Source organism: Azospirillum brasilense, assembly GCF_007827815.1.
GTDB classification, from domain to species: domain Bacteria; phylum Pseudomonadota; class Alphaproteobacteria; order Azospirillales; family Azospirillaceae; genus Azospirillum; species Azospirillum brasilense_C.
This window is the reverse complement of the sequence record NZ_VITH01000003.1, coordinates 248,287-269,080: the sequence shown is the minus strand read 5'-3', so window position 1 is coordinate 269,080 and position 20,794 is coordinate 248,287. Positions and strand designations below refer to the sequence as shown.

Sequence of the window (20,794 nt, the reverse complement as noted above, 5' to 3'; positions counted from 1 at the left end):
AATGATGATGTGATTTGATGGGATCGGAGGGTTTTGAACCGTGATGCAGGATGATGCGGACGCCGTCGCCGCGCCCCTCGAACACTCCCCTGAACATTCGCGTGGTCTGCCGCGGATCGCCGACATCGCGCGGCTGTCCGGCGTCTCGACGGCCACCGTGGACCGCGTGCTGAACCACCGCCCCGGCGTGCGCCCGGCGACCGTGCAGCGCGTGATGAAGGCCGCCGCGGAGCTGGACTACATCCCGGAATCGGACCTCGGCGCGGCGCTGGGGCCGAAGCCGGTGCGCCTGGCCTTCCTGCTGCCGGACGGGACGAACCGCTACCTGACGCGGCTCGGCCAGCTCATCCGCCAGTCGGAGGCGGCGCTGGCCCCGCTGGGCATCCGCGCGCAGGTTGAATTCATCAAGAGCTTCAACCCCGACCTGCTGGCGCGCAGCCTGCTCCAGCACTGGCGCAAGGTCGACGGGGTGGCCTTCATGGCGCTGGAGCATCCCGCGGTGCGTGAGGCGGTGAACGAGCTGGCGGCGCGCAACGTGCCGACGGTGACGCTGATTTCCGACGTGCAGAACTGCCGGCGGGCCGCCTATGTCGGGCTCGACAACCGGGCGGCGGGGCGGACGGCGGGCTACCTGTTCGCGCGCTTCCTCGGCGGGCGGGCGGGCAAGGTCGCGATGATCGCCGGCAGCCTCAGCTACCGCGCGCACGAGGACCGCGAGCTGGGATTCCTCAACGTCCTGAAGGAGATGGCGCCGGCCATCGAGGTGGTGGGGCTGCGCGAGGCCCACGACGACGAGGCCAAGAGCTACCGGCAGACGCGGACGCTGCTCAGCCACCACCCCGACCTTGCGGGCATCTACACCATCGGCGGCGGCGCCGAGGGCGTGGCCCGCGCGCTGAAGGAGGCGCGGCGGGAGCGCGAGGTCGTCTTCATCGGCCACGGCTTCACGCCGGAGACGCGCGCGCTGCTGATCGACGGCACGATGGAGGCGGTGATCACCCAGGACCCGCGCAGCGCCCTGATGAGCTGCGCGGCCGTCTTCGCCAACCTGCGCGCGGGCCGGGAGGCGATGCACGGCGTGGAGCCGCCGCGCATCGAGGTCATCTTCAGGGAGAACCTGCCCCCCGCGGCTCCGCCGTGACCGGCGCCGGGGTGGGCACGGGCCGCTTGTCGCGAACCATGACGACCAGCAGGACGGCGCAGAGGATCAGCGCCAGCGCGGCGTAAGTGCGCAGCGGCGGCGTCTCGCCCAGCACGACGATGGCGCCGGTCACGCCGATCACCGGCACGATCAGCGAGCTGACCGAGGCCTGCGCGACGCTCAGCCGCCGCACGATGGCGAACCACAGCAGATAGCCGCCGACCATCGCCACCAGGATGTGGAAGACCAGCGCGACCAGCACGCGGGGCTCCAGCGCCAACGTCGGGGCGGGGTCCATCGCCAGGGCGAAGGGCAGCACCACCGGCAGGGAAATGGCGAACTGCCAGCCGGTGATGGCGTTCGGCCCCATGGTCCAGGCCGTCCGCTTGATGAGGACGTTGCCCAGTGCCCAGCTCAGCGCGCCGGTCAGCATGAAGGCGGGGCCGAGCGGCAGGGCGCCCAGCCGCAGCAGATCGGGGCCGAGCAGAACGGCCAGACCCGTCAGCCCGCAGGCCAGCCCCATCCACTGGCGCGGCCCCGGACGCTCGCCCAGGATCGGGATGGCCAGCAGCGTCGCCCAGGCCGGCATGGTGTAGGCGATGATGGCGGCGCCCGAGGTCGCCATGTTCATCTGCCCGAAGGCGGAGCAGATGTTGAAGCCTGCCATGTTCAGCAGGGCGACGGCGGCCAGCGGCCAGCGCTGCCCGCGCGGCACGGCCAGCGATTCCCCGCGCGACCGGGCGTAGGCGAACAGCACCGCCGCTCCCACGGCGAAGCCCAGGCTGCGCAGCGTCCAGGGCTGGATCTGGGTGAGGATGATCTTGACGGCGGGCCAGTTCAGGCCCCAGCAGACGCTGATGAGACCCACCAGCGACAGATCCAGCGCCCGAGCGCGGCTTATCATGGCATGGGATTCCGGGTGTGGGGTGGTCGGGAGCGATCAAGACGGCCTTAATTTTCCCTCTCCCCTCTGGGGAGAGGGAATTTCATATGTCCTAGAACGTCACCGCGTCGCCACCCTTCAACGACAGCATGGCGCGGGCCTCGTCCGGCGTGGCGACCTCAAGGGCCAGCCCCTCGATCAGCTTGCGGACCATGGCGACCTGCTCGGCGTTGGAGGTGGCGAGCCGGCCCGGACCGGCCCACAGATTGTCCTCCAGCCCGACGCGCACGTTGCCGCCCAGGGCCAGCGACTGCGTGGCGATGGGCATCTGGTTGCGCCCGGCGCCCAGCACCGACCACACATACTGGTCGCCGAACAGCCGGTCGGCGGTGCGCTTCATGTGCATCACGTCCTCCGGATGCGGGCCGATGCCGCCCAGGATGCCGAACACCGACTGCACGAACAGCGGCGGCGTCACCAGCTTGCGGTCCAGGAAATGGGCCAGCGTGTAGAGGTGGGAGATGTCGTAGCACTCGAACTCGAAGCGCGTCCCGTTGCCGGAGCAGGTCTTCAGGATGTGCTCGATGTCCTTGAAGGTGTTCTTGAAGACGAGGTCGCGGCTGTTCTCCAGATAGGTGCGCTCCCAATCGTGCTGGAACGCGCTGAAGCGGTTCAGCATGGGAAACAGGCCGAAATTCATCGAGCCCATGTTGAGCGACGCGACTTCCGGCTGGAACTGCGCGGCGGGGCGCAGCCGGTCCTCCACCGTCATGGCGGCGCTGCCGCCGGTGGTGATGTTCACCACGGCCTTCGTCGCCTGCTTGATGCGCGGCAGGAAGCGCTGGAACAGCTCCGGGTCCTGGGTGGGACGGCCGGTGTCCGGGTCGCGGGCGTGCAGGTGGACGATGGCCGCCCCGGCCTCCACCGCGGCGATGGCCTCCGCCGCGATCTGATCCGGCGTCACCGGCAAGTGCGGCGACATGCTGGGCGTGTGGATGGAGCCGGTGACCGCGCAGGTGATGATGACTTTCCGCGCGCTCTTCTTGGGCGTGGTCATGGTTTCCTCCCTTGTTCCCCGCGCCCCTTGAGGGGGCGAGGGGATGTGTTGTTGTTCGTCAGATCACCGCTTCGATCAGGAAGGGACCCTTGCGGGCGAAGGCGGTCGTCAGCAGGCGGTTGAAGCTGTCCGCGTCGGTGGCCTGTCCGCCCTCCACCCCCATGCCGCGGGCGAACGCCACCCAGTCGAGGTCCGGACGGCCCAACTCGGTGCAGTTGCGGGCGTTCGGCCCCATGTCCCGGAAACCGAGGTTGCCCAGCTCCCATTGCAGGATGCCGTAGCGGCGGTTGGCGAAGATGATGGTCACCACGTCGGCCCGCTCGCGCGCTTGGCTCCACAGGGCCTGGAGCGTGTACATGCCGCTGCCGTCCGCCTGGACGGTCACCACCTTGCGGTCGGGGCAGGCGATGGCGGCACCGAGCGCCAGCGGCATGCCGATGCCGATGGCCCCGCCGGTGATGGTCAGCCAGTCGTGCGGGCGCGCCCCGGCGCAGGCCGTGTAGACCATCGGGCTGGAGGAAATCCCCTCGTCCACCACGATGGCGCCCTCCGGCAGCAGGGCCGCCAGGGACTGCCCGACGCTGTCGGCGGTGAGAGCGCCGGTCGCCGGGGAGGGCGGTGCGAGCGGCTGCACCGGAACCGGCGTCCCGGCGGCGCCCAACGCATCGGCCAGCCAGCGCAGGGCGGCGAGGGCGTCCGCGCCCGGCGGGGCGACGGTGTGGATGCGGCAGTCCTCCGGCGCCAGGCGGCTGGGCTTGTCGGGGTAGCCGAAGAAGCCGACCGGCTCGCCCGAGCCGATCAGGACGACGTGCTTCGCCCCGGCCAGCGCGGCGATGCCGAGGTCGATGGGGTAGGGGAAGCGCTCCACCGTCACGCGGCCTGCCCCCCGCTCGATGCGGGTAGCGCCGGTGTGTGCGTAGAGTTTGGCGCCGGTCGCGGCGGCGATTTGCCCGGCCAGGGCCAGCCCTTCCGCCCGCGTGGCGCGGCCATTGAGTAGGACCACCACCCGCTCCCCGCCGCGCAGGGCGTCGGCGGCGGCGCGCAGCGCCTCGGCGTCCGGGCCGGCGGGGGCCGGCGGTTCGACGACGATCGGCTCCACCGAAGCCGTGTCGTCCCAGGAGGAGTCCGACGGCAGGATCAGGGTGGACACGCCGCAGGGAGGGGTCAGGGCGGCGCGGATGGCCTCCGCCGTGTCGGTGGCCACTGAGGCCGCGTCCGGCACCGTGCGCACCCAGGCCGACATGGGCTTCGCCAAGCCTTCCACGTCGGAGGTCAGCGGCGCGTCGACGCCGCGGTGCCACGTCGCGTGGTCGCCGACGATGTTGACCATCGGCACGCAAGCGCGCCGGGCGTTGTGCAGGTTCGCGAGACCGTTCGCCAGTCCCGGCCCGAGATGCAGCAGCGTCGCCGCCGGGCGGTCGGTCATGCGGGCGTAGCCGTCCGCGGCACCCGTCGCCACCCCTTCGAACAGCGTGGGCACGCAGCGCGCGCCGGGCATGCTGTCGAAGGCGGCCAGCGCGTGCAACTCCGACGTGCCGGGGTTGGCGAAGCAGGTGTCGACGCCGTTCGCCATCAGCGTCCGAACCAGGATTTCCGCGCCCGGGATTTTTACGCCGCTCATCGTACCGCCTCCGTGAGCCCACCTTCGAAACCGTCCAGGAAGCTGGCGAGATTCACCGCCAGCGCGTCGCAATCGTAACCGCCCTCCTGCACGACCACGGTGGGCAGGCCGGTGCCGGCGATCTTGCGGCCCAGCGCGGCGAAGCCCGGCGTCGTCACCTTGAAGAAGGCCAGCGGGTCGCCGACGTAGGTGTCGAAGCCCAGCGACAGCACCAGCGCCTCCGGCCCGAAGGCGGCGATGTGGGTCAGCGCCCCGTCCACCGCGTCGAGGAAGGTGGACTCCTCCGTGCCCATGGGCAGGGGGATGTTCAGGTTGCTGCCCAGACCGCGGCCCTTGCCGCGCTCGTGCGCGTAGCCGGCGAACCAGGGGTAGAAGTTGTTGGGATCGCCGTGGATCGACACGACCAGCACGTCGTCGCGCTCGTAGAAGATCGCCTGGGTGCCGTTGCCGTGATGGACGTCCACGTCGAAGACGGCGACGCGCGGCGCGCGGCCCCGCTGTGCCAGCACCGGCAGCATCGCCTGGGCGGCGACGGCGGCGTTGTTGATGTAGCAGAAGCCCCCGGCCATGTCGCGGGACGCGTGGTGCCCCGGCGGGCGGCACAGGGCGTAGGCCGCGCGCTCTTGACCGCTCGCCACCATCAGCGCCGCATGGACCGCCGTGTCGCTGCCGCCGCAGACCGCCTCCCAGGTGCCCGCGCCGATCGGACAGGCGGTGTCCGCCATGTGCCAGCCGGCCTGACCGACGATGCCCGTGGGATATTCGGCCATGTCGGTGTTGCGGTGGACGTTGGGGACGATGACCTCCGACGCGTCGGGCAGGGCCGACCAGCGGGCGTGAGCGGTCTCCAGGAATCGCAGGTAATCGGCGGAATGGACCGCCGCGCGCGGGCCGGCGCCGTAGGACGGCGGCTCCTCCACCGTCGCGCCGCGCGCCCGCAGGGAGCCGACGAGCGCCTCCGCCCGTTCCGCCTTCTCCGGCGAGGGCTTCGGCTGGCCGCGCACCAGGAAGGTCGGCGGACGATGGCGCAACTGGGCCTCGGCAAAGACGTAGCGCATGGACAGGCTCCCGGAGTGATGTGTTTTCCCTCTCCCCTCTGGGGAGAGGGTTAGGGTGAGGGGGGCGCGCATTGCGGCACGCTCGGCAAAAGCGCAACCCCCTCACCCCGGCCCTCTCCCCAGAGGGGAGAGGGGGAAAAGACGGATGTTACCCAGCCGCGGCCAACACCGCGTCGGCCAGCACCGCGCAGCCGGACGCGGCGTGTTCGGGCTTGATGTTCTCCGCCTCGTTGTGGCTGAGGCCGTTCTCGCAGGGGATGAAGATCATCGCCGTCGGCACCTTGCGCGCGACATAGACCGCGTCATGGCCGGCCCCGGACACGATGTCGCGATGGCTGAGGCCGCGCCGCTCCACCGAGTGGCGGACGTGGCCGACCAGCTCCGGCGCGAAGGGCGTGGTCGGGAAGGCCCAGAAGTCGGCCAGTTCCAGCGTCAGGCCGCGCTTGTCCGCGATGGCGGCCAGCCGCTCGCGCAGCAGCGTGTCCATGCGGGCCAGCGCGTCGGGATCGGGGTTGCGCAGGTCGATGGTGAACCAGACGCGGCCCGGAATGACGTTGCGGGAGTCCGGATGGACCTGGACGCGCCCGATGGTCGAGCAGGCGTCGCCGCCGACCTCCAGCGCGATGGCCTCCACCGCCTCCATCATCACGGCCGCACCCGCCAAAGCGTCGCGGCGCAGGCGCATGGGCGTCGGCCCGGCGTGGGATTCGCGGCCGGTCACCGTCGCCTCGTACCAGCGCTGGCCCTGCGCGCCGGTCACCACCCCGATCTCGACCTCCTCGGCCTCCAGCACCGGGCCCTGCTCGATGTGCGCCTCGAAATAGGCGCCCATGGCGTGGCCGGTGACCGGGACCTCGCCCTTGTAGCCGATGCGCGCCAGCTCGTCGCCGAGGCGGACGCCGTCGGTGTCGCGGATGTCCAGCACATGGTCGAGCGTGAAGACGCCCATCGCCACGCCGGAGCCCAGCATCGGCGGGGAGAAGCGCGCCCCCTCCTCGTTGGTCCAGACGATCAGGTCGATGGGGGCGTCCGTCTCGATGCCCTGGTCGTTGAAGCTGCGGATGACCTCCAGCCCGGCCAGCACGCCGTAGATGCCGTCGAAGCGGCCGCCGGTCGGCTGGGTGTCCAGGTGGCTGCCCATGCAGACCGCGGGACGGTCGGGGCTGCGGCCCGGGCGGCGGGCGAAGATGTTGCCCACCTCGTCCACCGTCACGGTGCAGCCGGCCTCCTCGCACCAGCGCACGAAGAGGTCGCGGCCCTCCCGGTCGAGGTCGGTCAGCGCCAGCCGGCACAGGCCGCCCTTCGGCGTCGCACCGATCGTCGCGAGGTCCATCAGGGTCCGCCACAGGCGGTCGCCGTCGATGCGCAGGTCAGACATGGTCCCTATCCCGATCCCAATTCCGAATTATTGTCGAGTGTCGGCGCGAACCGCGGTCAGCAGCCCGGTCACCGTGGGCAGGCTCAGCCCCGCCCGTTTTGCCAATTCCAGCGGCGCGTCCAGCACCGCCTCGATCTCCGCCCGCCGGCCCGCAGCCACGTCGGCGCGCAGCGCCGGCCGGATGCGGCCCGGATGCTGGGCCATCGTCCACACATCCTCGACCTTGGCCGTCGCCGGATGGCCGAGCGCCGCCGACAGGGCCAGCACCTCCTCCACCACCGCGGCGAAGCTGGGCTGGAGCGCGTCGTCGTGGGCGATCTCCTGCGCCGTCTTGCCGGTCGCGAGGCCGAGCAGGCCGAAAGCGAAGGGCGCCAGCAGCGCCGTCCACACCTCCGTCCGGATGTCCGGCACGGCCAGCGCGTTGAAGCCGCCCGCCCCGAACAGGGCCGCCAAATCCTTTGCGCTCTCGTTTCCGGCCACCGGGCCGAGGGCGAGCCGCAGCCCGCCGAGATGCCGCAGGTAGCCGGGGGTCCGCCGCTCCACCGCCACGCGGGCGACGGCGCCGACGATGCGATCCGCCGGGATGGCGTCCGACAGCAGCCCCTTCGGATCGACCGCCGTCAGGGGGCCGCCGAGAGACCCGTCCGCCGGGTACCACCAGGGGATGCCGCCGACCACCGGCACCAGCCGCGTCTTCGGCCCCAGCAGGGGAAGAAGCAGGTCCAGCACGTCGGTCAGCAGCGGCGCGGGCACCGCCAGCACCACCACGTCCTGCGGGCCGAGGGCCAGCGTGTCGTCGGTCACCTCGGGCCGCACCGTCACCGGACGGCCCGACGGGCCTTCGACGGTCAGCCCGTCGCGCCGCAGCGTGTCGAGCGTCCGCCGCCGGGCGACCAACGCGGCCGGCAGGCCGGCGGCGGTCAGCCGCGCGGCGATCAGACCGCCGACCGCCCCGGCCCCGATGACGGCGACCTTCATGCCCGCCCCGTCAGGCGCTGGTGCGCAGGGCGGACGACCGCCGCGTCACCGGAACCACGTCCTCCGGGATGGTCCAACCCTTGCCGGGGATGGCGTCCAGGAGGGTGCGGGTATAGGCGTGCTGCGGGTTGCCGAACACCTCCTTCGCCGGGCCGATCTCGACGATGCGGCCCTTCTGCATGACCGCGATGGTGTCGCAGATCTGGGCGGCGATGCGCAGGTCGTGGGTGATGAACAGCATCGACAGGTTCAGCCGGTGCCGCAGATCCTCCAGAAGGTCGAGCACCTGGGCCTGCACCGACACGTCGAGCGCCGACACCGGCTCGTCGGCGATCAGCAGCTTCGGCTCCAGCGCCAGGGCGCGGGCGATGGAGATGCGCTGGCGCTGCCCGCCGGAGAACTCGTGCGGGAAACGCTCCGCCGCCGAGGCGTCGAGCCCGACGAGCTTGAGCAGCGCCTTCGCCTTCTCCAGCGCCTTGTGGCGGTCCTCGCCGAAGGCCACCGGCCCCTGGGTGATGATGTCGCCCACGGTGTGGCGCGGGTTCAGCGAGGCGTAGGGGTCCTGGAAGACCATCTGCACGTGCCGCCGGTAGGGCCGGAAGGCCGGGCGCGACAGCGACAGCAGATCGACGCCCTCGAACAGGATCCTGCCCGAATCCGGCTTGATCAGCCCGACGATGGAGCGGCCGAGCGTCGATTTGCCGGAGCCGGACTCGCCGACCAGCCCGACCGTCTCGCCCTGGTGGATGGTCAGCGACAGGTCGTCGCCCGCCACCACCTTACGCCCCGGCGTGAAGAAGCCGCCGCCGAGGTGGAAGGTCTTGCACACCTTCTCCGCCGTCAGCACCGGCTGACGCGCGCGGGTGAAGTCCTCGCGGTGCTCGATCAGGTGCGGGACGGCGGCGATGAGCTGGCGGGTGTAGGGATGCTGCGGCCGGTTCAGCACCTCCTCGGCGGTGCCGATCTCGACGATCTGGCCCCGCTGCATCACCGCCACGCGGTGGGCGATCTCCGCCACCACGCCGAAGTCGTGGGTGATGAACATCACGCCCATGCGGCGCTTGGCCTGGATGTCCTGGATCAGCTCCAGGATCTGCTTCTGGGTTGTGACGTCGAGCGCGGTCGTCGGCTCGTCGGCGATCAGGATGTCCGGCTCCACCGCCAGCGCCATGGCGATCATCACGCGCTGGCGCTGGCCGCCCGACAGGCGGAACGGGTAGCTGCGGCGCAGATGGTCCGGCTCCGGCAGGCCGACCGAGGCGAGAAGCTCCACCACGCGGGCCCGGCGGGCGGCGCGGTCGAGCGTGGTGTGGTAGCACAGGACCTCGTCGATCTGGTCGCCGACCCGCATCAGCGGGTTCAGCGCCGTCATCGGCTCCTGGAAGATCATGGCGATGCGGCCGCCGCGGAGCGCGCGCTGGTCGCGCTCCGGCAGGCTGAACACGTTGGTGCCCTGGTGGCGGATCTCGCCGGAGGAGACTTTCACCGCCTTGGGCAGCAGGCCCAGCACGGCGTGCGCGGTCATCGACTTGCCCGATCCGGACTCGCCGACCACGCAGAGGATTTCCCCGGGCTCCAGCGTGAAGGTCAGGTCCTGGACCGCGTGCGGCCGGTCGGCGCCGCGCGGCAGGTCGATGGTCAGGTTGCGGACGTCGAGGAGAGGCGTCTCGGTCATCAGGAACGGCCCTTTCGCGCCAGCTTGGGATTCAGCGCGTCGTTCAGCCCCTCACCCACGAGGTTGAGGGCAAGCACGGTCAGAAGGATCGCGATGCCGGGGAAGAAGCTCATCCACCAGGCCTGACGGATCACCGTGCGGGCGGCCCCCACCATGTAGCCCCAGCTCATCAGGTTCGGATCGCCGAGCCCGAGGAAGGAGAGGGAGCTCTCCAGCAGGATCGCCGTCGCCACCATCAGCGAGGCCGACACGATGATCGGGGACAGGCTGTTGGGCAGGATCTGGCGCCAGATGATCGTCATGTTCGACTGGCCGGTGGTCACCGCGGCGTGCACGAACTCGCGCGAGCGCAGGCTCATGAACTCGCCGCGCGCCAGGCGGGCCAGCGGCGGCCAGGAGACGATGGCGATGGCCAGCACGATGGAGGTCAGCGAGGGCGTGAAGATCGCCACCAGCACCACGGCCAGAACGAAGTTCGGGATGGTCTGGAACAGCTCGGTGAAGCGCATGACCAGATCGTCGACGCGCCCGCCGTAGAAGCCGGAGACGGCCCCCAGGAACACGCCGATCAGCACGGCGACGGCGGTCGAGGTCAGCCCGATCAGCAGCGACACCCGCGCCCCGTGGGCGATGCCCGCCGCGATGTCGCGGCCCAGCGTGTCGGAGCCGAGCAGCGCGTCCTCCGACAGCGGCGGCTGGAAGGGCATCGCGGTCATGTCCCACGGGCTGTCCGGGTACAGCACGTCGGCGAAGGCCGCCATCAGGACGATCAGGGTCAGGAAGGCCAGTCCGATCACCGCGCCCTTGTTGCGGGCGAAGGCGCCCCAGAAGCCCGAGCCCTTGCGGGCGGGGGCGATGGTTGCGGCGGTCATGGCGCCACCTCGATGCGCGGATCGACGAGGGAATAGATCAGGTCGGTCAGCAGGTTGAACACCACCACCACCACCGAGGTCAGAAGGAAGATGCCGAGCAGGACCTGATAGTCACGCTGCAACACGGCCTCGAAGGCGAGGCGCCCGATGCCGGGGAGCGCGAAGACGGTCTCGATCAGGATGGAGCCGCCGATCAGGTGACCGGCCTGGAACCCCGCCACCGTGATGACGGGCAGGATGGCGTTGCGCAGGATGTGCACCGACACGATGCGCCATTCCGGCAGGCCTTTGGCCCGCGCCGTCTTGACGAAGTCCATGTCGCGCACCTCCAGGATCGAGGCGCGGGTCAGCCGGGTGTAGACGGCCATGTAGAAGAGGCCGAGCGTGGTCACCGGCAGCACGAGGTGCCGGGCCCGGTCGAGGAAGGCGTCCCAGCCGGTGTAGCCGGCGCCGATGCTCTCCGTGCCGAAGGCGGGCAGCCAGCCGAGATTGACCGAGAAGAGAAGGATCAGCATCAGGCCGATCCAGAAGATCGGCGTCGCGTAGGCGGTCAGCCCGACCACGGTGATGGCGGTGTCCGACCAGGTGCCGGCGCGCATCGCCGCCAGCGTGCCGAGCGCGATGCCGCCCAGCAGGGCCAGCACGAAGGCGGTCAGCGTCAGCGACAGGGTGACGGGCAGGCGGTCCATCAGCAGGTCGAAGACGGGGCGCTGCTGGCGGTAGGAGTAGCCGAGGTCGGCCTGCACGACCTTGGACATGTAGGTGCCGAGCTGCTCGTACAGGGGGCGGTCGAGGCCGAACTGCTGGCGGAGCTGTTCGACGAACTTGGCATCGGCGGCCCCGGCCTCGCCCGCCATCACCGCGGCGGGATCGCCGGGCGCTGCGTGGACCAGGAAGAAGTTGAACACGGCGATCGCCAGAATGACGAAGACCGCCTTCACCAGCCTCTGTGAGATGAATAGGGCGATGCGGGGCATGGAAAGCACTCCTGCGGCGACGGGTGCCCCCTCCCTAACCCTCCCCCGCCTTCGGCGGTGGAGGGAATTCCGCCCCCTCTCCCGCGAAGCGGGGGAGGGATGGGGAGGGGGCAAGCGCGCCCTTACTTCTTGACCATGTAGACGCTGTCGTAGCTCTCGTTCACGCCGATGGCGGTCGTGACGGCGTTCTTGAAGCGCTTGTCCACGAAGGTCGGGAACTCCATTTCCAGCAGCCAGGCGACCGGCACGTCCTCGACCAGGATCTTCTGGGCGGCGGAGTAGAGCTGCTGACGCTCCTCGTCCTTGTTGGTCTGGGCGGCCTGGGCGAACAGCTTGTCCACCTCGGGGTTGGAGTAGCCCATGGTGTTGGAGAACATCACGCCCTTGCGGATGTTGTCCGAGACGTAGGTGCGCGTGACGCCGAGCGCCGGGTCGCCGTACTGGTAGACGAAGTTGAAGCTCAGGTCGTAGTCCCAGTTGGACACGCGGTTGACCCAGCCGGCGGCGTCGGTGGTCTCCAGCGTCACGTCGACGCCGACGCGCTTCATCGCCTGCTTCACATACTCGCCGAGACGGGTCCAGGTCTCGCCGTAGGGCATGACGAGCAGGCGGACCTTGGCGCGGGTGCCGTCGGCGCCCTTCTTGTAGCCGGCCTCCTCAAGCAGCGCCTCGGCCTTCTTCGGGTCGAAGTCGTACTTCTTGACGTTCGGCTCGAAGAAGCGGGTGACCGAGTTCACCGGGCCGGTGGCCGGGCGGCCGAGGCCGAACCAGATCTTGTCGCGGATGAACTTGCGGTCGATGGCGTGCATCATCGCCTGCCGGAAGCGCTTGTCGTCCAGCGGCTTGTTGCGCGTGTTGATCTCGATCCAGGACAGCGGCGCGAAGAATTCGTAGCCCTTGGTCGTCATCTCGACGTTGGGCAGACCCTTCAGGCGCGGGACGTCGAAGGTCTCGATGTCGTTGAACTGGGTCTGCTGGACGGTGCCCTGCTCCACGGCGACGGCGCGCGAGGCGGCGTCGGGGATCACGCGGAAATAGATGTCGTCCAGGTAGGGCTTGCCGGCCTTCCAATACTCGTCGTTGCGGACGAGGTGGATGTAGGAGCCCTTGTTCCACTCCTTGAACTTGAAGGGGCCGGTGCCGATCGGGGTGGCGTTGGCCGGGTTGGCCTTGAAGTCGGTGCCTTCATAGATGTGCTTCGGCATCATCGGGGCCGACGACACCTCGAAGGCCTGAAGGAACGGGCCGAACGGCTCCTTCAGCGTGAACTGGACGGTGTAGTCGTCCAGCGCCTCGATCTTCTCGCACTTGGAGAAGGTGGCGCGCGCGCGCGGGTGGGTCTCCATCAGCAGCTTGGAGGTGGAGAAGACCACGTCGTGGGCGGTGAAGGGCTTGCCATCGTGCCACTTGGCGTTCTTCACCAGCTTGAAGGTGTAGACCTTGCCGTCGGGCGAGACTTCCCAGCTTTCCGCCAGTTCCGGCTGCGGCTTCAGGTCGAAGCCGAAGGTCAGCAGGCCCTGGTAGATCTTGCCGGCGACCGTCTGCGTCGGACCCTGCTGGTTGAGGCCCAGCACCAGGATCGGCGGCTCGGGCTGGACGATGATGTTCATCGTGCCGCCGCGCTCCTGCGCCGCGGCGACGCCGGGCACGGTCAGCGCCAGCGGCGCCGCCAAGGCGGCGGCCAGCGCCGCGGCGGTCAGGGTTTGACGAAAGTGACGCAAACGATTGCTCATGTCTGAAGCCCCCTTATTGTTTGGTTCTCGTCACGCGACCGTTATGGATCGATGGTTTCAAGGCCGCACCAGTCGGCCATGAACAGGGCGAGCACGGCGGTCACCTTCGCCACGCTGTCGAGCGAGACCGACTCGTCGATGCCGTGGATGCGTTCCGCCTCCGGGCCGTAGCAGGTCGCCGGCGTGTCGCCGTACAAGACGAAGTTGCGGACGTCGGTGGTGCAGGTTTGGGCCAGCTTCGGCGCCGGGGTTCCGAAGATCGACCGGTGCGCGGCGTCCAGCGCCTCCAGCATCGGGTGATCGGGGTCCAGCGTGCAGCCCTCGGCCTGGAAGCCGCGGAAGATGACGCGGGCGTCGATGCCTTTGAGGTCGGAGTCGCCGCGGCAGGCCTCGGCCACCGCGCGCTCGATCTCGGCGCTGACCTCGGCGGCGGCGCGGCCGGGCGGGAAACCGAAGCGCAGCTCCATCCGGCAGCGGGTGGGCACGGAGGACGCCCATTCGCCGCCGTCGATGTGCCCGACGTTCAGGTTGTAGGGGTGGTGGTGGTGCGCGTAGGCGGGATGCCGCCCGTCGGGGTGGTTCCAGGCCGACTCCAGCGCCTTCAGATGCTTGAGCACGCGGAAGGCCGCCTCGATGGCGTTCAGACCGGCGCCGGTGTCCAGCACATGGGCGGGGCGGCCGGTCACCTCCAGCTCGCAGCGGATCACGCCGACCTGGGCGATCTGGAGCGTGTGGTTGAAGGGCTCCGGGATCACCGCGGCGTCGGCCTTGTAGCCGCGGGCGACGCAGGCGAGCGCGCCGTTGCCGGTGCATTCCTCCTCCACCACCGACTGGAGATAGACCGGGGCGGCGGGCTGGACGCCCAGGCTTTGCAGCGCCTTGAAGGCCATGACGTAGGCGGCGATGCCGGCCTTCATGTCGCCGGCGCCGCGCCCGTAGAGGCGGCCGTCGCGGACCACCGGCTCGAAGGGCGGGGCGGACCACAGCTCCTCCGGCCCGGTCGGCACCACGTCGATGTGGCCGTTCAGGATCAGCGACTTGCCGGTCGCGCGCCGGGGCTTGTGGACGCCGACGACGTTCTCGCGCCCTTCGTAGGAGATCAGCGAGGGGGACCAGCCGGGCTGCGCCTTCAACGCCTCTTCGTCGATGGCGAAGCGGTCCACCTCCAGGCCCATGTCCCGGAAGATCCGTTCCATCAGGTCCTGCGCCGGGCCTTCCTGCCCCAGCAGGCTGGGGCTCCGGACCAGATCGGACAGCAGGCGCACTCCATCCTCGCGCAGCGTCGCGACCGCGCCCAGGATCGCATCCCGGTCCACGGCTGCAATGCTCCGCCCACCCTCGTGGGATGCGGGCATGACGACTCCGTTCTTACCACTCCGCCGCGCAGTCGTCCTTATGGGTCGGCAAATCTCCGGAAAGAAACCGGGGCGATTTCGACTTTCGGACTAGGACCACCGGATTTGCCCGATTGGGCGAAGCCGGGGATCGACCGCTGACGACCGGCGTATTACAATTCAGCTTCTCATCCTCCGCCAAATCGATAATCCTCATTGCCGACATAAGCAGGATTTATGGCGATGGGTTTTCCCCCGATGACGGCGCGCGATCTGGAGCGGCTCGGCCACCAGCTCGACTGGAACCTGCTGCGCACCTTCATGGTGATCGTGCAGGAGCAGGGGCTGACCCGTGCGGCGCAGCGCCTGGGGCTGACCCAGCCGGCGGTGTCCCAGGCCCTGAAGCGGCTGGAGGACCAGATCGGCCGCAGCCTGATCGAACGCGGGCAGGGCCGCTTCCGGGTGACCGAGGCGGGCGAGATCATCTACGCCGAGGTGCTGGAGATCTACGGCAACATCTCCCGCTTCGCCGTTCTGATGCGCGACATCCGCGAGGAGATTTCCGGCCACATCCGAATCCTGCTGGCCAGCCGGATCCAGTCGCTGCTGTTCGACGCCATTCTGGAGCGCTTCCACGCCACCCATCCGCAGGTGACCTTCCGGCTGGACGTGATGGCGAGCGCCGACGTCCACATGGCGATCCAGCAGAAGACCGGCTCGCTCGGCCTCTGCCTGATGCGGGAGCCGCCGCCGTTGGTCGAGCACGCTCTGTTCGCACGCCAGATCTACCGTCTCTATTGCGGGCCGCGGCACCATCTGTTCGGCCGCACCGGCCTGACGTTGAGCGACCTGCGCAGCGAGGGGTTCGTCTCCTTCACCTCCGACCAGATCGGCGGGGTGCTGTCGCCGCTGGCCGTCTTCCGCGCCCAGGAGGGGATCGAGAGCCGGATCGTCGGCGCCTCGGTCAATCTGGACGAGGTGCGGCGGATGATCTCGGTGGGGCTGGGGATCGGGCCGCTGCCGCGCCATGTGGCGGAGCGCGACGTGCGCGACGGCCTGCTCTGGCCGCTGCCGCCGGAGGAGGGGGTGGCGCCGGTGGACATCCATCTGCTGTGGAATCCCGCCTCGAAGATGAATCGGGCGGAGCGCGCCTTCATCGAGCATTGCCGCGCCGCCATCGCCGGCATCCCGCTCGACCTGCGTTTCGATCCGGTGGCGGTGAGCGAGTGGATCGACCGCCAGTTCGGCACCGACTGATCCTTCCGCGTTTCTGATTCCCTCCAGAAATTGCGTCGTCATCCAGCGGATGACGCGGCGCTTGCGCGCGCGCAAGAGGCCGCAAGCAAAAATTCCCATTCTCTTTTCCGCCTTTTTGATAATCGGAAGATTCCTTTTTGAAAAACAGGGACTTCCCGGAGTCTTCGCAAAGGAAGCCGGGAATCTCACAAAAATGCCCCGCCGGGCGATTCATCCAAATTGGTAGTAGTGGTCTATGCCTAAAGGCGAAAACGCCGACGAACTCATACCAGAAGACAACATCGTAAGAGAGAATTGACACATGGCCAACCTGTACGGACCGAAGACGCTGACGGCCCCCGCTGGTGCGATCGTCATAGCACCCGGGGCCAACATCCAGTCCATCGTCAATGGCGCTCCCGCTGGCGCGACCTTCTGGTTGCAGCCGGGCGAGTACCGTCTCCAGTCGATCACCCCCAAGGACAACCAGACCTTCATCGGGGCCGAGGGCGCCGTGCTGAACGGGTCGAAGCTGCTGACCGGCTTCACCCAGGACAGCGCCGGGCGCTGGATGGTCGGCGGGCAGACGCAGCAGGGCGAGCGTCGCGCGACGGACGAGGCGACGCCCGGCGCGATGCGCGCCGGCTTTCCGGAGACCGTCTATGTCGACGACAAGCCGCTGACGCCGGTGGACGCGCTGTCGAAGCTGAAGGCGGGAACCTTCTACTTCGACTACAACGCCGACCGGATCTACCTGGGCGACAACCCGGCGGGGCACAAGGTGGAGGCCGGGACGACCGCCCACGCCTTCGGCGGCTCCGCGGACGGCGTGACGGTCAAGAACCTCGTCATCGAGAAATACACCCCGCCGGCGCAGGAAGGCGCCATCCAGGGCGACGTCAACTGGACCATCCAGAACAACGAGCTGCGGCTGAACTACGCGGTCGGCGCCACGGCGCAGGACGGCAGCAAGTTCATCGGCAACTACGTCCATGACAACGGCGAGATGGGGCTGGGCGGTTCGGGCGCCAAGATCCTGGTCGAAGGCAACGAGATCGCGCGCAACGGCGCCTGGTCGGGCATCGACGTGTTCTGGGAGGGCGGCGGCACCAAGTTCGCCTACACCACCGATCTGGTGGTCCGCGGCAACTACTCCCACGACAACACCGGCTTCGGCCTGTGGACCGACATCGACAATGTCGGGACGCTGTACGAGAACAACGTCCTCGTGAACAACAGCGGCGGCGGCATCACCCACGAGATCAGCTACGACGCGATCATCCGCAACAACGTGATGGTCGGCAACGGCGCCAAGCCGCAGGCCGAGGGCTGGCTGTGGGGCGGGTCGATCCAGATCCAGAACTCGCAGAACGTCGAGGCCTACGGCAACAAGATCGACATCACCGGAGTCAAGGGCGCCAACAGCATCGTGATGATCCAGCAGGACCGCGGCGCCGGCGAGTTCGGGACCTGGAAAACGACCAACAACAAGATCCACGACAACATCATCGTCTCGAAGGACGGCAACGGCCAGTCGGGCGGCGTCGCCGATTACAACGAGGCCGGCATGCTGAACGGCGGCAACGTGTGGGACAACAACACCTACTACATGCCGGACGGCGACCGCTGGCGCTGGGGCGACTTTCCGGAGGGCGACAGCTGGTCCGCCTACATGAACGCGACCACGCAGGACGAGCATTCGACTCTGTCCCAGGCCTACCCCTCGACCGCCGGCTGGACGACGGTCACGCCCACCGCGCCGCCGGCCCCGACGCCCACGGACACCACGCCGCCCACCGTCAAGGTGAGCATCGCCGACAGCAGCGTGACCAAGGGCGAGGCGCCCCTCGTCACCTTCGCCTTCAGCGAGGCGGTGAAGGACTTCGCGCTGGCCGACACCACGGTGAAGGGCGGCACGCTGAGCGGCGTCAAGACGGTGGACGCCTCCACCTACACCGCCGTCTTCACGCCCTCGACCAACACGAAGATCACCGACGCCAACGTGGCGGTGAAGGCCGGAAGCTACACCGACCTTGCCGGCAACGCGGGCAAGGCGGGGGCGTCCGCCGGCTTCGCGGTGGACACGACGACGACCACGCCGACCGTCCCGACCACGCCGACGGCCAGCGTCACGACGATCAAGGTCAACGCCTCCGGCGCCGCCGCGGGCGGGGTGAACGCGCATTTCAAGGTGCTGGTGGACGGCAAGGCCATCGGCGACGCCACGGTCGGCACGGCGGCGAAGGACTACAGCTTCACCACCAGCCTGACCGCCGGGCAGCCGCACAAGGTGCAGATCCAGTACGACAACGACGGCTTCGTGAACGGGCAGGACCGCAACCTGTTCGTCAACAAGATCACCATCAACGGCACCGCCCACAACCCGACCGACAGCGTCGTCAGCTACGATAAGGGGGCCTTGGACGGCAAGGACGTGGTCAAGGGCCAGTCGTCGATGTGGTGGGGCGGCACGCTGGTGGTCGACGCCCCGGCCAAGGAATTCCCCGCCGGCGGCTCGCTGCCGCAGAGCGGTCCCAGCACGACGACGATCACCGTCAACGCCTCCGGCGCCGCGGCCGGCGGGGTGAACGCCCATTTCAACCTGCTGGTCGACGGCCAGAAGGTCGGCGAGGGCATGGCCGGCACCACGGCGAAGGACTACAGCTTCACCACCAGCCTGAGCGCCGATCAGGCGCACAAGGTGCAGATCCAGTACGACAACGACGCCGTGGTCAACGGGCAGGACCGCAGCCTGTTCGTCAACACGGTCACCATCAACGGCAAGTCCGTCCTGCCCACCGACGGCAACGTCACCTACGACAAGGGGGCGCTGGACGGCAAGGACGTGGTCAAGGGCCAGGCCGGCCTGTGGTGGAACGGAACGCTGGTGGTGGACGCCGACAAGAGCTTCTTCCCCTCGGCCACCCCGGTCGGCGAGGCCACGGCGCTGGCGCTCGACGCCGGGACGGACAGCGTGTGGAGCCACGTCGCGGCCCAGCAGGCGGCGGCCGCTCCGGCGGTCGTGGCCGACGCGGTCGCGGCGGCAAACAGCCTGCACGGGGCCCTGCCGGTCGAGGCCGGCTATGACCCGCTGTTCGACCACATCGACCCGTCGCTGCTGAGCCACGCGGCCTGACGCGACCGCAACGGCGAGGGGCGGTCCAGCCGACCATGGACCGCCCCTCCTTGGGGCCGTTCACCCGCCGTTGGTATTACGCATCGTCCCGATTGAGTCTCGGTTGGGTGAGCGCATCACCATCATTCAATCTAGCTACGTGTCCTGGAAAGGCCGCTTTGATATCATCGGCTCGATAGACGGATTTTCCCGGTTCGATTGTGTGTCGTTGGCCCGCCGCGGTTGGCGCAATCGCGTCAAGACGGCGCGCGGCGGGCAATCTCGACCGACACATAGGAACGCTGTCAACAAGCCATCCAGGAAACACGGATCGCTGGGCCCTTGCGCGGGCGAGCGGTAAAGGGCGCTCAGCCGCGCCCCTTCCGCCGCGCTCGCTCCTCGACTCAGGGCGTGCACCGGCGGGCCCGAGCGCGAGGTGATGCTGATGAGCGACATGAGGATTGGCTTCAACCGCCCCACGTTGGCCGGCAACGAATTGGAATACATCCGCCAATCCCTGGAGCGGGCGCACCTTTCCGGAGACGGGGCGTTCACCAAGCGCTGCCACGCGTGGCTGGAGCGGCGGCTCGGCGCGCCGCAGGCCTTGCTGACCCATTCCTGCACGGCGGCGCTGGAGATGGCCGCCCTTCTGACCGACGTCGGTCCGGGGGATGAGGTCATCATGCCCTCCTTCACCTTCGTGTCCACCGCGAACGCCTTCGTGCTGCGCGGAGCGGTGCCTGTCTTCGTGGACATTCGGCCGGACACGCTGAACATCGACGAGCGCCTGATCGAGGCGGCGATCACGCCCCGCACCCGCGCCATCTGCGTGGTGCATTACGCCGGCGTCGCCTGCGACATGGACGTGATCGGCGCCATCGCCGCCCGGCATGGTCTGGCGGTGATCGAGGACGCCGCCCAGGCGCTGATGGCCGCCTACCGCGGCCGTCCGCTCGGCACCTTCGGCGCCTTGTCGGCCTTCTCCTTCCACGAAACCAAGAACCTGATCTCCGGCGAGGGCGGCGCCCTGGTCGTCAACGATCCGGATCTGATCACCCGCGCCGAAATCATCCGCGAGAAGGGCACGAACCGCTCCCGCTTCCTCCGTGGCGAGGTCAACAAATACACCTGGGTGGACGTCGGCTCGTCCTATCTTCCCTCCGACCTGCTGGCGGCGTTTCTTCTCGCGCAATTCGAGAACGCCGAGCGGCTGGACGCGGAGCGCCATGCCCTGTGGAACGCCTATCACGAGGCCTTGGCCCCGTTGGAGGACCGCGGCCTGTTGCGCCGTCCGCTGATCCCGGCCGAGTGTCGGCACAACGCCCATCTGTATTACGTCCTGGCGCGCACGGCCGGTGAGCGCGATGCGCTGATCGCCCATCTCCGGACCAAGGGAATCCAGGCGCCGTTCCATTACGTGCCGCTGCACAGCGCGCCGGCCGGCCGGCGTTACGCGCGCGCCATGGGGGCGTTGTCCGTGACGACCGATCTCTCCGCAAGGCTGCTGCGTCTTCCGATGTGGTACGGGCTGGGTGCCGGAGCCGGGCAGGTGGTCGAGGCCGTGCAGGAGTTTTTCCGCACGGCCGAGGCGAGGGCGGCGGCAACGACAGGCCATGCCGCGTCAAGGGCGTTGGCGCGTCATCTGGCTCGGGTGCGAAGCGCGTCCGGCGAGGTTTTCCAGGCGCCGCCCGCAACGCCACCCGAAACGCCACATGAGGCGCCACCGGCCTGACCGT

15 protein-coding genes are annotated in these 20,794 nt (G+C 69.1%); 4 read left to right on the top strand and 11 right to left on the bottom strand.

Annotated elements, in window-relative coordinates:
- The first annotated feature begins 43 nt into the window (after positions 1-43).
- Positions 44-1,141 (top strand): LacI family DNA-binding transcriptional regulator, encoded by a 1,098-nt coding sequence (locus FBZ83_RS07995; protein ID WP_211101640.1) that lies wholly within the window; start codon positions 44-46, stop codon positions 1,139-1,141.
- On the opposite strand, the gene FBZ83_RS07990 is transcribed toward FBZ83_RS07995, so the two are convergent.
- From FBZ83_RS07990 to FBZ83_RS07940, 11 genes are all read right to left on the bottom strand, one after another.
- On the bottom strand, positions 1,107-2,045 hold the full coding sequence (locus FBZ83_RS07990) for a DMT family transporter (protein ID WP_145681948.1): 939 nt from the start codon (positions 2,043-2,045) through the stop codon (positions 1,107-1,109). The genes FBZ83_RS07995 and FBZ83_RS07990 overlap by 35 nt on opposite strands.
- A gap of 91 nt (positions 2,046-2,136) precedes the next feature.
- Entirely contained in the window at positions 2,137-3,081 is a 945-nt protein-coding gene (locus tag FBZ83_RS07985) for a 3-keto-5-aminohexanoate cleavage protein (RefSeq protein WP_145681947.1), read from the bottom strand.
- Between the two features lie 58 nt (positions 3,082-3,139).
- On the bottom strand, positions 3,140-4,702 hold the full coding sequence (locus FBZ83_RS07980; RefSeq protein WP_145681946.1) for an acetolactate synthase large subunit: 1,563 nt from the start codon (positions 4,700-4,702) through the stop codon (positions 3,140-3,142).
- Positions 4,699-5,760 carry a histone deacetylase family protein gene (locus tag FBZ83_RS07975; RefSeq protein ID WP_145681945.1) on the bottom strand — a complete coding sequence of 354 codons (1,062 nt, stop codon included), beginning with the start codon at positions 5,758-5,760 and terminating at the stop codon, positions 4,699-4,701. The genes FBZ83_RS07980 and FBZ83_RS07975 overlap by 4 nt, the downstream gene beginning before the upstream one ends.
- Before the next feature lie 148 nt (positions 5,761-5,908).
- A complete protein-coding gene (locus FBZ83_RS07970) occupies positions 5,909-7,138 on the bottom strand; it encodes a Zn-dependent hydrolase (protein ID WP_145681944.1) in 1,230 nt (409 codons plus the stop codon).
- A 27-nt stretch (positions 7,139-7,165) separates the two neighbouring features.
- Positions 7,166-8,116 carry a ketopantoate reductase family protein gene (locus FBZ83_RS07965; RefSeq protein ID WP_145681943.1) on the bottom strand — a complete coding sequence of 317 codons (951 nt, stop codon included), beginning with the start codon at positions 8,114-8,116 and terminating at the stop codon, positions 7,166-7,168.
- Between the two features lie 10 nt (positions 8,117-8,126).
- Positions 8,127-9,791 carry an ABC transporter ATP-binding protein gene (locus tag FBZ83_RS07960; protein WP_145681942.1) on the bottom strand — a complete coding sequence of 555 codons (1,665 nt, stop codon included), beginning with the start codon at positions 9,789-9,791 and terminating at the stop codon, positions 8,127-8,129.
- Positions 9,791-10,663 carry an ABC transporter permease gene (locus tag FBZ83_RS07955; protein WP_145681941.1) on the bottom strand — a complete coding sequence of 291 codons (873 nt, stop codon included), beginning with the start codon at positions 10,661-10,663 and terminating at the stop codon, positions 9,791-9,793. Before FBZ83_RS07955 ends, FBZ83_RS07960 begins: the two co-directional genes overlap by 1 nt.
- On the bottom strand, positions 10,660-11,640 hold the full coding sequence (locus FBZ83_RS07950; protein ID WP_145681940.1) for an ABC transporter permease: 981 nt from the start codon (positions 11,638-11,640) through the stop codon (positions 10,660-10,662). The genes FBZ83_RS07955 and FBZ83_RS07950 overlap by 4 nt, the downstream gene beginning before the upstream one ends.
- 122 nt (positions 11,641-11,762) lie before the next feature.
- Positions 11,763-13,373 (bottom strand): ABC transporter substrate-binding protein, encoded by a 1,611-nt coding sequence (locus FBZ83_RS07945; protein WP_145681939.1) that lies wholly within the window; start codon positions 13,371-13,373, stop codon positions 11,763-11,765.
- 41 nt (positions 13,374-13,414) lie between these two features.
- Positions 13,415-14,689: a M20 family metallopeptidase gene (locus tag FBZ83_RS07940; RefSeq protein ID WP_145682150.1), complete on the bottom strand. Its 1,275-nt coding sequence runs from the start codon at positions 14,687-14,689 to the stop codon at positions 13,415-13,417.
- A gap of 261 nt (positions 14,690-14,950) precedes the next feature.
- On the opposite strand from FBZ83_RS07940, the gene FBZ83_RS07935 reads away from it, so the two are divergent.
- The 3 genes from FBZ83_RS07935 to rffA all read left to right on the top strand — a co-directional run bounded on the left by FBZ83_RS07935 (position 14,951) and on the right by rffA (position 20,790).
- Positions 14,951-15,964, top strand: a complete 1,014-nt coding sequence (locus tag FBZ83_RS07935) for a LysR family transcriptional regulator (protein ID WP_247888210.1) — start codon at positions 14,951-14,953, stop codon at positions 15,962-15,964.
- Between the two features lie 301 nt (positions 15,965-16,265).
- Positions 16,266-19,079 (top strand): carbohydrate-binding domain-containing protein, encoded by a 2,814-nt coding sequence (locus FBZ83_RS07930; RefSeq protein ID WP_145681938.1) that lies wholly within the window; start codon positions 16,266-16,268, stop codon positions 19,077-19,079.
- Positions 19,080-19,503: 424 nt separating this feature from the next.
- The gene (gene rffA / locus FBZ83_RS07920; protein WP_186466003.1) at positions 19,504-20,790 is read left to right on the top strand and encodes a dTDP-4-amino-4,6-dideoxygalactose transaminase; all 1,287 of its coding nucleotides are present in this window, start codon (positions 19,504-19,506) and stop codon (positions 20,788-20,790) included.
- Positions 20,791-20,794 lie beyond the last annotated feature (4 nt).

What these genes read in the sequence shown, in the direction of transcription:
- FBZ83_RS07995 (WP_211101640.1), top strand. Translation starts at nt 44, where the DNA reads ATGCAGGATGATGCGGACGCCGTCGCCGCGCCCCTCGAACACTCCCCT.
- FBZ83_RS07990 (WP_145681948.1), bottom strand. Translation starts at nt 2,045, where the DNA reads ATGATAAGCCGCGCTCGGGCGCTGGATCTGTCGCTGGTGGGTCTCATC.
- FBZ83_RS07985 (WP_145681947.1), bottom strand. Translation starts at nt 3,081, where the DNA reads ATGACCACGCCCAAGAAGAGCGCGCGGAAAGTCATCATCACCTGCGCG.
- FBZ83_RS07980 (WP_145681946.1), bottom strand. Translation starts at nt 4,702, where the DNA reads ATGAGCGGCGTAAAAATCCCGGGCGCGGAAATCCTGGTTCGGACGCTG.
- FBZ83_RS07975 (WP_145681945.1), bottom strand. Translation starts at nt 5,760, where the DNA reads ATGCGCTACGTCTTTGCCGAGGCCCAGTTGCGCCATCGTCCGCCGACC.
- FBZ83_RS07970 (WP_145681944.1), bottom strand. Translation starts at nt 7,138, where the DNA reads ATGTCTGACCTGCGCATCGACGGCGACCGCCTGTGGCGGACCCTGATG.
- FBZ83_RS07965 (WP_145681943.1), bottom strand. Translation starts at nt 8,116, where the DNA reads ATGAAGGTCGCCGTCATCGGGGCCGGGGCGGTCGGCGGTCTGATCGCC.
- FBZ83_RS07960 (WP_145681942.1), bottom strand. Translation starts at nt 9,791, where the DNA reads ATGACCGAGACGCCTCTCCTCGACGTCCGCAACCTGACCATCGACCTG.
- FBZ83_RS07955 (WP_145681941.1), bottom strand. Translation starts at nt 10,663, where the DNA reads ATGACCGCCGCAACCATCGCCCCCGCCCGCAAGGGCTCGGGCTTCTGG.
- FBZ83_RS07950 (WP_145681940.1), bottom strand. Translation starts at nt 11,640, where the DNA reads ATGCCCCGCATCGCCCTATTCATCTCACAGAGGCTGGTGAAGGCGGTC.
- FBZ83_RS07945 (WP_145681939.1), bottom strand. Translation starts at nt 13,373, where the DNA reads ATGAGCAATCGTTTGCGTCACTTTCGTCAAACCCTGACCGCCGCGGCG.
- FBZ83_RS07935 (WP_247888210.1), top strand. Translation starts at nt 14,951, where the DNA reads ATGGGTTTTCCCCCGATGACGGCGCGCGATCTGGAGCGGCTCGGCCAC.
- FBZ83_RS07930 (WP_145681938.1), top strand. Translation starts at nt 16,266, where the DNA reads ATGGCCAACCTGTACGGACCGAAGACGCTGACGGCCCCCGCTGGTGCG.
- rffA (WP_186466003.1), top strand. Translation starts at nt 19,504, where the DNA reads ATGAGCGACATGAGGATTGGCTTCAACCGCCCCACGTTGGCCGGCAAC.